At 37.1% G+C, this 13,987-nt stretch carries 14 protein-coding genes; all 14 read right to left on the minus strand.

Annotated features, from left to right (window positions below):
• Positions 1 to 128 precede the first annotated feature (128 nt).
• The 14 genes from QZN27_RS01325 to QZN27_RS01390 all read right to left on the minus strand — a co-directional run bounded on the left by QZN27_RS01325 (position 129) and on the right by QZN27_RS01390 (position 13,981).
• A complete protein-coding gene (locus QZN27_RS01325; RefSeq protein ID WP_296782712.1) occupies positions 129 to 2,261 on the minus strand; it encodes a right-handed parallel beta-helix repeat-containing protein in 2,133 nt (710 codons plus the stop codon).
• Positions 2,262 to 2,491: 230 nt separating this feature from the next.
• Positions 2,492 to 2,596, minus strand: coding sequence for a zinc ribbon domain-containing protein (locus tag QZN27_RS01330; RefSeq protein ID WP_296782715.1), 105 nt, complete (start codon positions 2,594 to 2,596; stop codon positions 2,492 to 2,494).
• Between the two features lie 12 nt (positions 2,597 to 2,608).
• A complete protein-coding gene (locus QZN27_RS01335) occupies positions 2,609 to 2,710 on the minus strand; it encodes a zinc-ribbon domain-containing protein (RefSeq protein ID WP_296782717.1) in 102 nt (33 codons plus the stop codon).
• Positions 2,711 to 2,721: 11 nt separating this feature from the next.
• Positions 2,722 to 3,156 (minus strand): EamA family transporter, encoded by a 435-nt coding sequence (locus QZN27_RS01340; protein ID WP_296782718.1) that lies wholly within the window; start codon positions 3,154 to 3,156, stop codon positions 2,722 to 2,724.
• A gap of 163 nt (positions 3,157 to 3,319) precedes the next feature.
• Positions 3,320 to 5,185 (minus strand): cysteine peptidase family C39 domain-containing protein, encoded by a 1,866-nt coding sequence (locus QZN27_RS01345; RefSeq protein ID WP_296782720.1) that lies wholly within the window; start codon positions 5,183 to 5,185, stop codon positions 3,320 to 3,322.
• Positions 5,186 to 5,605: 420 nt separating this feature from the next.
• Complete coding sequence (locus QZN27_RS01350; protein WP_296782721.1) at positions 5,606 to 6,241, minus strand: HPP family protein; 636 nt, start codon at positions 6,239 to 6,241, stop codon at positions 5,606 to 5,608.
• Between the two features lie 13 nt (positions 6,242 to 6,254).
• Positions 6,255 to 7,085: a 4Fe-4S binding protein gene (locus tag QZN27_RS01355; RefSeq protein ID WP_296782723.1), complete on the minus strand. Its 831-nt coding sequence runs from the start codon at positions 7,083 to 7,085 to the stop codon at positions 6,255 to 6,257.
• Between the two features lie 34 nt (positions 7,086 to 7,119).
• The gene (locus QZN27_RS01360; protein ID WP_296782727.1) at positions 7,120 to 8,058 is read right to left on the minus strand and encodes a carbohydrate kinase family protein; all 939 of its coding nucleotides are present in this window, start codon (positions 8,056 to 8,058) and stop codon (positions 7,120 to 7,122) included.
• A gap of 9 nt (positions 8,059 to 8,067) precedes the next feature.
• On the minus strand, positions 8,068 to 8,958 hold the full coding sequence (locus tag QZN27_RS01365; protein WP_296782729.1) for a formylmethanofuran--tetrahydromethanopterin N-formyltransferase: 891 nt from the start codon (positions 8,956 to 8,958) through the stop codon (positions 8,068 to 8,070).
• 8 nt (positions 8,959 to 8,966) lie between these two features.
• Positions 8,967 to 10,010, minus strand: a complete 1,044-nt coding sequence (locus QZN27_RS01370; protein WP_296782731.1) for a hypothetical protein — start codon at positions 10,008 to 10,010, stop codon at positions 8,967 to 8,969.
• A gap of 3 nt (positions 10,011 to 10,013) precedes the next feature.
• Positions 10,014 to 11,384 (minus strand): 4Fe-4S binding protein, encoded by a 1,371-nt coding sequence (locus QZN27_RS01375; RefSeq protein WP_366208981.1) that lies wholly within the window; start codon positions 11,382 to 11,384, stop codon positions 10,014 to 10,016.
• Positions 11,381 to 12,409 (minus strand): 4Fe-4S binding protein, encoded by a 1,029-nt coding sequence (locus QZN27_RS01380; protein WP_296782735.1) that lies wholly within the window; start codon positions 12,407 to 12,409, stop codon positions 11,381 to 11,383. The genes QZN27_RS01375 and QZN27_RS01380 overlap by 4 nt, the downstream gene beginning before the upstream one ends.
• Before the next feature lies 1 nt (position 12,410).
• Complete coding sequence (locus tag QZN27_RS01385; RefSeq protein WP_296782736.1) at positions 12,411 to 13,535, minus strand: nickel-dependent hydrogenase large subunit; 1,125 nt, start codon at positions 13,533 to 13,535, stop codon at positions 12,411 to 12,413.
• Entirely contained in the window at positions 13,532 to 13,981 is a 450-nt protein-coding gene (locus QZN27_RS01390; protein WP_292886816.1) for an NADH-quinone oxidoreductase subunit B family protein, read from the minus strand. The genes QZN27_RS01385 and QZN27_RS01390 overlap by 4 nt, the downstream gene beginning before the upstream one ends.
• Positions 13,982 to 13,987: the final 6 nt, after the last annotated feature.

Below are 13,987 nucleotides of genomic sequence, written 5' to 3' on the forward strand. Positions count from 1 at the left end.
AATAATCTCTTTTCAAATCACTTTTATTCATATTATTCCTCCAAAGGTAAGATAATATGATATTTATTTAAAATCTTTTAAATAATTTATTATAAAACAAGAAAAAAATAGAAAATAAAGAAGAAAAATTATAATTTGGATTTCATTTCGCGTATATCTTCACGATAATACAATCCTATTGTTAAAATTATTAACAATATTATAAATGAAATTCCAGAAACTTTATAAAATTCATCTTCATCGATTAAAATTTGTTTGACTACAGATTGCTGAGTAGAACCTGAACCTACATCAGCACCTGAAGAACTTTCAGATGCACTGGCTGGAGAAGTTGTAGTCTGTGTTTCATAGCTTTGATCAACATCATTTACATGATTATCTGCATTGTTGGCAGGGTCTGTTTTCTGGCTATGAGTACTGTTTCCAGTATTTTCACTGCTTTGTGCTGTTGAATGTCCGTTTCCTCTGTTGGCATTTCCGCCGGTTCCCTGTCCGGTTCCATCACCATTTCCTCCACTTCCACCTGTTCCAATATCCTCATACAATTGGTAATTCGGAATTGAAGGGTAACTGTAACTTGGTGTTTTTCCATTAACCGGATTTGAAGATGGCTTGGTATCTGAATCATAAGTCTTATCCCTTCTGGAATTATCGACAGTTGCCTTAACAAGGTCACCGGTTTGCGCATCCACAGTGAATGTGCCTATTCCACCACTGATAGTTACTGTTATGCTCTTTCCATTGTTGATTCTATATGACAATGCCCTGTCCGGAAGCAAACTGGCAATATTGCCCTTTGAATCAATGAATGCAGCCTGAAATTGGTTTGGACCTATCTGAGTAACGGTGAACCTTATATTATTTGTCTTGATTTTAGGACAAATGACCCCGTCACTGTACCAATTGTCTCCAAGTTTCAACTGATCATCATTGTTGTCGTAATAGGTATCTCTGGCATCTACCTCACGCTCCCTATTGCCCACAATCGCATTATATGAAATCTCCTGATTCTTTGGCATCACATAATTGCCTCCGAATTCAATACCCACAGCTTCATTATTGGATATGACATTTGACTGAATCTTATTGCTGCCGATTTCAGATAAGGAAATTCCGCTTTGACGATTGGATTCGATTGAATTGGAATTAATGTTTACATTATTTCCTGCCTTATTAACATAAATACCGTTTCCCACATTCTTGGAAATCGTATTTTTGCTAATGTGCAAATTAGTTGGCCCTTCACCATAATTTTTGCCGTTGATTTTGCTGTCCAAATAAATCCCATTTTTACCGTTGCTTGAAATTGTGTTTCCATGAATGTAAACATTGCTTGATTTGGCCACTTCAATACCGTTTGCACCGTTATTGGTAATCTTATTGTTAAAAATATAAGAGTATGTTGATTCTGCAAGAATTATTCCACTTTTTGAGTTTTTAACAATGTCGTTTTTGGTAACATTTAGATATTTGGTGTTCAGTCCAACAACACCATTGCATTTACATGTTATGTCATTATTATAAATGGTAACGTAATCTGCACCGTCAACCTCAATACCGTCACCTGAACCTTCAATCTTGAATCCTTTAACTTTTGTTAAGGAAGCCTTTAAACCTTTAATAGTAATCACAGGAGATGATGAACCTGATTTTAAAGTTGTTCCAACATTACTCTGGAGTGTCAAGCATTTAGTGACAATCAAATTGATATTTGAATAACTTGAACCCTTAAATAATATAACGTTGTTTGCCTTGGCATTGTCTATAATGCTTTGAATTTGAGCATTACTCATTCCACTTTCAACTTCTCGGGTATTGTCCATTGTGATTTTGGTGGTCAGAGATGACGCCTGGTAATTCGAATTTCCTGCAAATTTGGAGACGATATTATAAGATCCGTCATTTAATCTAATCTGCAGCTTGGCAATGCCTGAAGAATCAGTGTTCTGATTATAGCTTTTGCCGTTTACCGTAAATGTTACCTTAGTGTTTTTAAGAGCGTTATTATTGCCGTCCAATAATTTTACCTTAAAATAATCCCCGATAACATCAAAATCTGTTTGACCAGCAACTTCAATATGAGTAGTGGCTTTTGACACTTCAAGAACATAACTGTCATTAGTTGCATCAAGAACCGGTTCATCTGAAATGGACAATGTGTCATTGACCGCAGTGGAATTATCGATTTCATGAGCAACACTAACATTTAGCGTTAGTAATATCAATGCAAGAAGCCCTATAATTAGTAGTTTTTTATTCATTTTTCACCTCCTTTAAACCCAATTTGTAAGAATTAAATATTGAAAATAATCCTCATAATATAATATATAATATTTAATAGTATATATTATTGATTATTTTTAAGCAAATGAAATATTTTATAAAATAAGTATATTTAAAGTTAATTTATCATAAAAATAAGTATTTAAATTATTTTAATAAAAAATGATATATACTATCTGTAATATCGAAAAAGAAAAAAATAAAAGGATTAATAAAAGTCCTCCTCTTCCTCATCATCAGAACCATCATATCCACATTCCGGACAAAAAGGCTCGCCGGCATCAATCCAAGATCCGCATCTAGGACAGTTCATGATTTCACCTCCCTAAAAATCGTCTTCCTCATCAATACAGTACACATCATATCCGCAATTTGGACAGTATTCCTCTCCTGGCTCAACCCAGGCCCCACATACCGGACATTTCATATTATCACCTGTTACATATTAATCAAAACCAAACCAAACATGCAAACGATTATTCCAACAATCTGATTGATTGAAACGTTTTCCCTGTACAAAAAATATCCTACAAAGACCAAGACACATGCAAGACCAATATTTGCAACAACTGAAGCGGCACTTACCGCCCAACCGGCACGATATACAAATACATATCCAACTTCAAGTCCCACAATTGCCAATGCCAAAACGACAGACGTCCAATTGATTTTGGACAATCCTGCACCTATATTTGACGGTCCAACAGAACATATGAAGATTATTCCTGAAATCAATGCTGCAACCAAATAGGTAACCATCAATGCACCGAACGGATTGACATCAGAGGGCATCGATTTCATGCACACATTATAGAATGTGTTCGAAAGTATTACAATCAAAATAGGCCAAATCAAATTCCACAAACTAATCACCAGATTCCTCATCAAACGGTATGAATCCGCAATATGGACAATGCGCTTCAAAGACATCACATGGATAACCGCACATCGGACATTCATCTAACATAATATCAAAAGAGAATTATATAAAATACTTTCTATTTTGAACATTGCTTTAGAAAACAAAAAAAACTCTTCATAATCTTGCGATTGAATGGTGGGTATTTTGAGCAGCCCAATTTTTCCCCATGCTTGTATAATAACAACTTATGCTGTTTTTCACTGAATCTGACAACTCATAATTCAGTTTAACTATCAGGCTTTCGTCAATGTTGGAGAATTTCTTTTTCATGTAGCTGACTTTTACCCATCCTGTTGGAATATTGTCATAGCTGCCATAAGAGTTGCTGACCAGTACCTTCTTGCCGTTCTTGCTGATGTCCAAAATGCTTACATAATGATTGTATGCATGGAAAATTAAAGCTGCACCTCCCTTTTTGACTTCGTTCAATGCCTTTCCAAATGAGGATTTGTAGAAATATTCTGCAACGAAATTATTCTTCTTCAATGCCTTGATCATGGCGTCACAGCTGGTTCCGTAACGGTCTGTTTTAGCAAGTTTTGCAATGTATTTTTCACAGACATAATTCCTCAGTGCCTGACTGCACATGCTGCATGATGTCGGACCGCAGGTATAGCCGTTATCCTGGACATCCCTTACCAGAGTGTATTTATAGGATTTTCCCTTAAGTGAAACTGAAATCTTGCCCGGCCAATAGTTATGCTTGTTCTTCTTAACCAATTTGGCATTGATTGCCCTTTCTATAACATTCCACTTTTCACGTTTGAGTATATGGTATAGCTTAGGATGAGATTTTGTTTTAAAAAACGTGTATTTAGTCAACTTATTAAATAAAAACAGACAATGGCTATCCCTTTTCAGGACTTCACGATACTGTGATTTCTTAAGGGTGTATTTGGCATTTCCATCACCCATCACATAATTTCCAGGCATAAGGTCAATGTCAGGTTTTCCATTCTTATAGGTGATATTTTCCTTTAAGGGGTCTTTTACATTGCCTTCATAACATTTTATATACTTGGCTGAATAATGTTTGCCATATTTTGCCTTAACCGTATAATGGCTTTCCTTAACTGATGGCTTAAATACCACAATTCCCTCAGAATTGCTTTTAAGGCGGAATTTCTTACTTCCAACAGAAACAGTCACCATCTTTTTTGATAATGCCTTGCCTGAGGATTTCAGGTAAATCCTTATGAAACCGTTTGTAAGAAATTTTGAATTGCCTATATTGATTGAAAGGGATTTCTTTATCAAGCGAACGGTTAATTTTTTAGAGGAAGACTTGAATTGATTGTCTCCTGCAAATTTAACCTTGACTGAATTTTTAGTCTTTGAAGATTTGATTTTTATTGAAACCTTGCCTTTTGAATTAGTTTTTCTGATATATTTCTTGCCGTTGACTTTGATGGTTATCTTTTTGCCGGAAACTGAATTGCCTTTGCTGTCGGTTAGAGTAAAATACAAATAATTTTTCTTCAATACAAAATTGGCCGATTCAGTGAACTTGGTATTTAATTTATATACTTTAATGTTGAATGTCTTGGATACATTGTTATAATCATCATCGCCATCAAAAATAACATTCAATTTATAGGTCTTAGCAGGCAGATCAATGTTTATTTTCGAATAGCCTTCCAAGTTGGTTTTAAGTGAATATTTCTTATCGTTGAGTATTGCGGTGAATTGTTTGGACTTTAAAGGACTTCCGGTTGAATTTTTAAAATAGATTTCCAATGTGTCCCTACTGTTGACATTGTTTGAACTGATTGTGATTGAAGGAGTGGTCTTTTCCACGGGAACATCCTCATCAGAACCGTTGCCCTCATTTAAAACAGCAGCCTCTTCATCCAATTCAATTGCGCTCTCATTATTCAATTCCAGATTATCTGTTGAGTTTAAGTCATTAGCGGAAACTGCTGCAATATTTACACATATGAAAACCAGTAAAATTAAAAAAATTATCCGATTGCCTTGCATGAATTCACCTGACAATAATGAATTTTGTAAAAGTGAATATAAATAATTAATGAAACTTAGAAAAAACCTAAAAATCATAGGAAATTGAAAAAAAGAGTTTTTAGAACTCTGCTGATTTTTGAATGTTTTCCCGGTTGTCACAGAACCAATGATGAGTTCTTTCAAGACCCTCATCGAAGGAGAATTTAGATGAATCACCCGAGAAATCTTTTGTCATGTCGATTGAAAGAAAAGTCTTTTGGATAAATTCTATATTTTCCTATGAATGATATTCCATTCGTAAACTGATGAGAGAGTATATAATATGATTAATTATTCCTCCCAAACTGCAAATTTATGAGTCAAGTTAATTAACCACACAGGTTACAAGGACTGTCTTTCTTGATACTCATTAATTCGCCTATGATTATCATAATAATTTTATTTCTTAGCTCTGCCTACCCTACGAGCAACTACCATTTCTCCAACAGAAATCAAACCTGCAAAGAATTTTTCTAATCCTCCGGTTGCCCAGATAGCTTCTCCAAAAGTGGAATCCATAATGTTGGCTTCATATTCCTCAGCAGAAATCTTTTTACCGGTAGTCTTTTGAGATACCAGAGCGGAAGCGGACATCAACTCTTCCCAAGTTACGCCCTTAAGCTGGTTTTGCATCGCTTTGTATAATTTTACAACCTTGATGTCGTAAAGGTTTGATAAAAGCTCCACAATATCGCATGCACGAACCATACCTATAACCTGATTGTCATCATTCACGACAGGAACGGTTACAAACTTATTGTTGGCAGTCAGAATTACCGCCTTTCTTGCAGGATCATCTTCATGAACTGATGCGACTTCTTCACAACTGCTCATTACCTCTGAAATCTTTTCATTTCCTTCTCTTAAACCTTTTGTAATATCAAACGCTGTAATCCATCCAATCAGTTGTTTTTTATCATTTACAACAGGACAAGTAAACCGTCTGACATTTTCCATAGCTTTTGAAGCGTCAACAACGCTGTCATCAGCATTCAAATATACAAAGTCTTTATCCATTAACTCTTTAGCTTTCATAAACAGCCCCCATTTATTCAATTTCTACTCGTTTCAATGCTCCTACAGGGCAATGATTTGTACATTCTGTGCATCTTATACATTTATCATTGTCCAGAACAACTTCACCATCCACTAACTCTATAGCACCTGTTGGACAGTTTTCCTCACATAAATAACAGTTTACGCAAGATTCATGCTTGACTTCAATCAATCTGGAGTGAATTATAGGTCCTATGTACCTATCCAGATTAATTGCAAATTCATTTAGTGAGATTTCACGACAGGCTCCACATCCAATACACATCTTTTCATTAATATATGGATATAATTCATCATCTATTAGCTCTATTCCCAAATCCATATCTAAATTCTCAAAGAATTCTTTGAATTCCAGGGTAAATGCATTTGTTGGACATAATGTTGCACAATCATACCAATTGTTATCGTCTACTGTATAATCAATTGAAATGTCATTCATGCGAATTACTCTATGAGCGCAACTGACATTAGACAAATTATATTCAATGACTTCACGTTCATCCTCATGATCATAACTGATTGAATTGTCAATTAGCTTGATTGCTGAAACAGGACAGGTCTGAATACATATTTCACATTTGACACATTTATCAGTTATCTTAGCCATTCTAAAAATATTAGCTGGTTCGATTGCATTAACTGGACATTCTCCAACACAGGTATTGCACCTTACACATCTTGGTGAAACAGCAAATATTTCTTCATTTGTACTGAAATCATCCAGTTCAAATTGGAAGTCATCACCATCATCATCTAATTCAACAGATTTCAGAAGAACTTCACGTTCCAGGTCCTTTATCTGTTTTATAAAAGATACATTCATTTTAATACCAACTGAATAATTTATTTAATAAAATTTATATTTTAAAAAAATCCTCCAAATCCTTAAGGGTTGGGAATTTTTCCATTCCAAATCCTTCAATAGCCTTACTGGCCACCCAATTTCCGATTTTACAGGATTTCTCCAAGTCATATCCTTTCAGATATGAATATAAAAATCCGCTATTGAAACTGTCACCTGCTCCGGTGGTATCGACTACGTCACACTCGAATGATCCAACTTCACATTCAGCCGAATTATTCATAGCGAATACCCCTTCTGCACCTTTCTTAACAACAACAGTTTCAATTCCCAAATCCAAAAATCCAATAGCCAATTCCTTTAAAGGACTTTTATTATTATTACATAATAATCTTAATTCTGATTCGTTTATGAGCAGTATATTGGTTCTCTCAAGTATAGGCCTTAGCTCATCAAAACCCTTCTGGACATACAGCATTCCAGGATCAAAACTCAATACACATTGGTCATTGAGCTTTTCCAGCAATTCAATTTGTGCATTGAACGAATCACCAACAAATGATGTATAATGCATTATCTTGCATCTCATAATGTTCAATGGATTTATTTCGCCAATTTTGATTTCATCATTGACTCCCGGGTCGATGTAGAGGCATCTTTCGCCGTTCTCATCAACAAAGCCCAAACATTTTCCTGTTGAACCGGTTTCTGAATAGATTAAATTATTTGAATAAACTCCATTTATGGCCAGATGATACTCTATCAAATCACCGTCTTCGTCTTCTGCGATTTTTCCGATGATTGATGTGGAACAACCTAAGCGAGACAATCCCACTATAGTGTTTGCTGCTGAACCTCCTGGAGTGTCGGTTTCAGTTTTAATGAAACTTTCCTCATCCTTTGATGCAATGTTTTCGACCGAATAGAGCTTGTCCACATTCAATGCGCCAAATCCGATAACTTCAGCATTCAAGTCATTGTCAAATATTTCCATTTTAAAACCTTACTTCAATATATCCAATAAATTTATATTCTTATCTCCAAGTTTACCGTCAAAGTTACCTGCAGATATTCCAATTACTCCTTCAAATTTCAAGGCAGCATCAATTCCTGCCTTGACAGCCTTATTCATTGATTCCTCATCGATTGCATTTATTACAACTTCCGGAATGTAATTAACCCCTTCAGGAACTTTAGATTCATCACCTAAACGTTCTTTCAGTGAAGGGCAATAAAAGTGATTTGTTGTCGGACCGATTTCAGGGAAATTTGTTTCAGGCTTTGAAGCCGCTGAACAGATATCGAACGGTGCGGTTGCGCCCTCAACATTCATAATGGCTTCAATGATTGCATCTCCTGCATCTATGACCGCTTCAGGGGTTTCACACAGATACCAGAAGTTTCCTCCCATGGTCCCATCATTTATTTTGAATTTTTCTTCAATCTGGAAATCAGGCACTGCAATCGGCACGTTTATCATTTTTCTTCCGTATTCCTCTACGATCCATTCGTATCCATCGCCACAGTGACCTACAATGCCCATCATTTCAATATACTCATCACTGTCCTTGTCTGAGTAGTCAAAAATACGTGTGAACGGCTTGACCAATACGTCCTGCCTTAATCTGTATGACAGTTCAAATGCGAATTTTTCCACATCATCTCCGCCTAACCAGTATTGTACAATTGCTCCAAACCTATTGTCCGGAGTTTGTGACTCATCCAAAAAGCCTTCCACTCCACCTTCAACCCTTCCTATTACTGCACTTGGAGTTGAGGTTGAATCGTATGCTGCCCTTTTTACAATAGCCTCATTAGGCCCTGTAATTAAAGCCCTTACATATTTTCCTTCGAAAGCTTCAAAGAATGTGTCTTCTACTTTATCATAATCCATTTTTACACCTAACCTAATCCACCTATATCCTGACCACGAATATTGTTTCTCATTTCCTTGCTGACTTTCAGTATATCTTCATAGTTTTCATCTGTCACTACCTGAATTAATGGATAATCATCCGCAAACACTGAGAAAAACCTGTCTCTGATTTTTTCGTCAATATTGTAGTCATCGAATAATTTTTTTAAATCTTGTGAAATATTATAATCTTCAATAAATTCTAAAACCTTTTGCCTATCATTTTCTGCATAGACATTTGCAATTACAGCAGTTGTTACGGCACTTGGTGATACAACAGCAATTTCAGCCACTTTCAAAGGATATTCATTTCCATTGAATGATATGCTGATACCATTGTTCTTGCGGGCAAAATCAAGTGGTTCAACATCGGTTATGCTGTCTCCGATGTAGAGGATTTCATCAGTGCCAATGCCGTCCCTTTCAATGATTTTATCTATGGCAAGCTTTTTGCCTTGCCCTCCAACAACTTCTATATCCCTGATTTTATCATAAATTCCCATCTTTGCAATCTGGCCGAAGAAAATGTCATCAAAGAGCTCGTAATCATCGGGATTATCTAGAATCAATTCCTTGAATTCCTTAACTTTTTGAATTTCTTCATCATTGAGTTGAATGGAATCCATATCAACTTCTGTATAAAAAGTGTTTTCAAAAGGCACTTCCATATAATCAGAGATCGCTTCAATATATTGGCCATAACTGGTGCTGACAATGTATGTATTCATAGCTTCCTTCAAGTATTCCAATAGGAATTTTGAATCGCTGACTGCATAGATATTGTTTTTTGAAAAATCAATGAAATCTGAATTTGAGAGATTTTCAACTACAAAGAAAGGCAAAATCAACTTTAAGGTATTGCCTGCCTTATAGTTTTCCTTTTTGACAATGTCAACCAAGTAATCATCATATAAACTGAGAACCTTAAACAGTTCCCCTCCGTCTTCAATGAATTTGGCTGATATCTCAAAAGCGTTGTCATTCAAGGTCAACGGACCTTCACAATCTGTAATAAATGATTTCTCAAACATGATTCACCTGAAATTAACAATTCTAATCGCATCCAAAGGACAAATTGCCTCACAATTTCTACAGTAGATACATTTTTCACCATCAAATTCAATCTTATCGTCATCAGTCAGTGTCAATGCATCGACAGGACAGTTCTTGACACATATTGCACATGCCTGACATTTGTCTTCTGAAAGTGAAAAGTCACCGAGCCTTTGCTTGTATAAAAATGACCTTGCATAGTATAAATCCTGGTCTTTGCTGTAGAAGTAATCATCATAAGCGCCGATGGCGTCAAATTGACAAGCTTCAACACATTTTCCACAGTATACGCAGTTATCATTGATTGTGATTGGGTTCGGACCGTTCTGCTCTATGGCATCCACAGGACAGACGTTATAACATTCACCGCATGCTATACATTTCTTGTCATAAACCTCAATGTTTCTGTCCATCAGATAGGATCCGACCAGCTTTGTGAACTTGTCTATTTCAATGCTTGTGTTGAGACTGATTTTTAACTCCCTTTCCATCATGTCATTTACCTTGCATTCAATGAAATGTTCAAAGTTCTGGTCATTGAATTCCAAAGCGATTGCGTTACCTACCTTTTGGAGAACCTTATTTAGACTGATTAAATCAAGAGATAATTTTTTAACGTCATAATCGATGATGCTGGAAACGATATCATATGATTTGATTTCACTGTACATTTTATATGCCTTTTTACGTGAAGAATACCTGATTGCCCCTGAAGGACATGAATGCATACATTCCTCACATCTTGCGCAGTATCCGGGATTGATATAAGGCAACTTATTGGTTCTGCCAACGTTAATAGCCCCCATTGACGGACACACCCTTGTACAGGTCATGCATCCGATACACTTAGGCTGATTGATGACAACTGCCTTTCCTCCCTTGACGGTTTTAGGAAGCAGCTCACCATACTTGATTGCATCTGTAGGACACACCCTAAAGCAGTATCCGCATCGAACACAAGTGTCCTTGTCTATTTCACTGTGAGGTTCATGCTTGCCGTCAGCTACAATGTGAATGGAACCGTTCTTACATGCCTGAACACATGCTCCGCATGCCTTACATAGCTTGGTGTTGATATTCGGAACGTTTTCCTTTAAAGGAGGATCCATTTTGACATCAAGGGTTATTGCATCATAAGGACAGGCGTTACGGCACAGCACACAGCCGAAGCAGGTGCTTTTCAATTTTATAAGGCCATCACTTTCATCCAAATAGACCGCATCGATAGGGCATGATTCAAGACATGGCTTGTCCTTGCAGTCTGCACATTTGGTCTGGTCAATGACGAAATCGACATCAACATGCCTTAATGGTCTTGGTGTTTTGGTAAAACTGTCAATCATAACACTCACTCCATAAAAATATCCTCATTGAGATTAGATGCCTTTACTGTAACATGAATGTTTTCACCGTCATCCAGTGAGAACTTGGAAATGAAGTATTTGATTACTGAAAACGGACATGTCTGGTAACAAATACTGCATCTTAAGCATCTATCCTTTTCTCTTACAATAGTATCCTCTTTTTCGTCAAATGAAATGCATCCTGTCGGACAGTCCGGAATACATAATTGGCATTTCTTACATTTTGATTTATCCCAATCGATTATCCTGACCTTAAGCCTGTTAACCGCATTGGTTATGATTTCCCGAGCTACCTCTTCATCAGGAATTATTTTCAATGCCTTATCCCATATATTGGATAAAGGCACATCATATTGCAGTAGACCGTTCCTTTCAAGAGACCTTAAATCATCTTCCTTGGAATTAATGTATTCCTCAAGATAATTGACACACAAAAGAATCAGGTCCTTTTGGTCCTGCAGGTTATCAACAAATACTGCCTTCATTGCTCCGCTGACAGGACAGATTTCAACACAATCCCCACAGGAGATGCACTTGAGCTGGTCGACAACGACCTTTCCGTCAATTTCGCTGATGGCATCAACAGGACATTGCTTCAAGCATTTCTTACATTTTATACATAAATAATCATCAACAAGATACTGTCTTTTTGATGGAATAATATTGAATTCAGGCATTAGCAGGTGATTTTCACCGCATTCCAGTGTCTTTGGATCAGTTGGGCAAACTTCGGCACAAAAGCCGCAGCGTATACATGCTCCCAATTTGATAACCGGATATGTAAATCCTTCTCCACTTTCGGAATCCTCATCACGAACCAGCTTTATCGCATTCGGTGAAGGGCAAGATGAAACACATGCTCCACATCCGATACAATATTCCTTGTTCACTGTTGGAAAATCCCTGAACCTGTCAGGCTTTTCAGATATATCAGGTTCATTTTTTGCATTTGCAAATGCATCAGCCCATGCCTTGCGGGCAAAATCAAATATATACCACATTAGGGATGACATCCTATATCACCTCATCCCATCTTTTTACAATGGTTTTTCCGGCTTCGTCAGTGATAGCCACCCTTTCGGCACATGCCACACAAGGGTCACATGATGCATAGGTGGATACCGCATCCGCAACGGTTGGAACGTCACGAATCATGTATTTTGCACAGGAATCCATATTAGGAATACTTGGAGTTCTGATTGAAATGTTCTTGATTAGGTTTCCATTGGTTTCAATCATGTATGTTACTTCACCACGAGGAGCCTCATTTCTACGCATTGCATAACCTGATTTGATTTCAGCAGGAGTACGGACTTCACCATCAGGCATGTTTTCAATAGCTTGTCTGACCAGGCTAATGGATTCTGGAATTTCGTCAAATCGGGTTAATGTTCTTGCGTAATTGTCTCCTTCAGTTCTTCTTATGACCTTGAAATCAAAATAATCATCATATGTATAGTGACCTACACGGTAATCTTCCTTTACATCGGAAGCCCTTCCGATAGGGCCGACCGCCCTTCCCTTAATAGCCTCTTTTTTAGACATGTATCCTATGCCTTTGCATCTTAAAGCAAGTGCAGGGCCTTCTGCAAATAATGAGCGGACTATCTCAAAACGTTCCTCAATTTTCTTTAGGTTTTCAAGTATCGGTTCGAAGTGGCGCTCATCTGCATCCATCTTAACGCCCCCAACAACATTCCAACCCATATTGACTCTGTTTCCGGTTAACAGTTCAATTGAATCCATTGCATATTCCCTCAATTCCAACACGTGCATAAACAGGGTTTCGTGATCCATTGACTTGAAAAATGTGGAATTTGCAAGAAGATGACTTTGAATTCTGTCAAGCTCGTTTGCTATAACCCTTAAGAATTGAGCCCTTGGAGGAACATCCACATCAGAAATAGCTTCAATGGTTTCCGCAAATGTCTGTGTGTGCTCATATGAACATATACCACATACACGTTCTGAAAGATAAATTCCTTTCTGCCAAGTTTTTCCTTCAATAATCTTTTCAATTCCCCTATGAACATAGCCATATTCAATTTCTGCCTTAACTACTCTTTCGCCTTCAGTTTGCAGTTTCAATCTGATAGGTTCCTTTAAGGCCGGGTGAATTGGACCAATAGGCACTATCATTTTTGTTCCCTCCCTCTGTCAGCAATAGCTTGAGGTCCAACAGCCAAAATCGCCTCCAATATTTCATTTGGCCTTGGAGGACATCCTGGAATTTCTGCTGCAACAGGGATGAAATTAGACGCAGGTGCATTTACATGACCTCCCTCTTGGGCAAATACATCCCCTGATATCGGGCAGTTTCCAACAGCTACAGCTATTTTTGGTTCAGGAGCCTTATCATAAATTCTTTTTAAATTGTCCTTCCATTGTTCGGTTACGGCACCGGTCAACAATAGAACATCAGCTTCACGAGGATTGTTGTGAACATAAATACCGAATTGCTCCAGGTCATATCTTGGAGACAAAAGCGCTACACATTCAACGTCACAGCCATTGCATCCTCCGCAATTGACTATGCAGACGTGAATTGAGCTTTTTCTCACAACATCCTTAATAGCATCTAACATTGTACT

Origin of the sequence: uncultured Methanobrevibacter sp. (assembly GCF_900316895.1) — an archaeon.
Classification (GTDB): Archaea; Methanobacteriota; Methanobacteria; order Methanobacteriales; family Methanobacteriaceae; genus Methanocatella.

What these genes read in the sequence shown, in the direction of transcription:
- QZN27_RS01330 (WP_296782715.1), bottom strand. Translation starts at nt 2,596, where the DNA reads ATGAACTGTCCTAGATGCGGATCTTGGATTGATGCCGGCGAGCCTTTT.
- QZN27_RS01380 (WP_296782735.1), bottom strand. Translation starts at nt 12,409, where the DNA reads ATGTCATCCCTAATGTGGTATATATTTGATTTTGCCCGCAAGGCATGG.
- QZN27_RS01360 (WP_296782727.1), bottom strand. Translation starts at nt 8,058, where the DNA reads ATGGAAATATTTGACAATGACTTGAATGCTGAAGTTATCGGATTTGGC.
- QZN27_RS01325 (WP_296782712.1), bottom strand. Translation starts at nt 2,261, where the DNA reads ATGAATAAAAAACTACTAATTATAGGGCTTCTTGCATTGATATTACTA.
- QZN27_RS01385 (WP_296782736.1), bottom strand. Translation starts at nt 13,535, where the DNA reads ATGATAGTGCCTATTGGTCCAATTCACCCGGCCTTAAAGGAACCTATC.
- QZN27_RS01365 (WP_296782729.1), bottom strand. Translation starts at nt 8,958, where the DNA reads ATGGATTATGATAAAGTAGAAGACACATTCTTTGAAGCTTTCGAAGGA.
- QZN27_RS01355 (WP_296782723.1), bottom strand. Translation starts at nt 7,085, where the DNA reads ATGAATGTATCTTTTATAAAACAGATAAAGGACCTGGAACGTGAAGTT.
- QZN27_RS01335 (WP_296782717.1), bottom strand. Translation starts at nt 2,710, where the DNA reads ATGAAATGTCCGGTATGTGGGGCCTGGGTTGAGCCAGGAGAGGAATAC.
- QZN27_RS01370 (WP_296782731.1), bottom strand. Translation starts at nt 10,010, where the DNA reads ATGTTTGAGAAATCATTTATTACAGATTGTGAAGGTCCGTTGACCTTG.
- QZN27_RS01390 (WP_292886816.1), bottom strand. Translation starts at nt 13,981, where the DNA reads ATGTTAGATGCTATTAAGGATGTTGTGAGAAAAAGCTCAATTCACGTC.
- QZN27_RS01345 (WP_296782720.1), bottom strand. Translation starts at nt 5,185, where the DNA reads ATGCAAGGCAATCGGATAATTTTTTTAATTTTACTGGTTTTCATATGT.
- QZN27_RS01350 (WP_296782721.1), bottom strand. Translation starts at nt 6,241, where the DNA reads ATGAAAGCTAAAGAGTTAATGGATAAAGACTTTGTATATTTGAATGCT.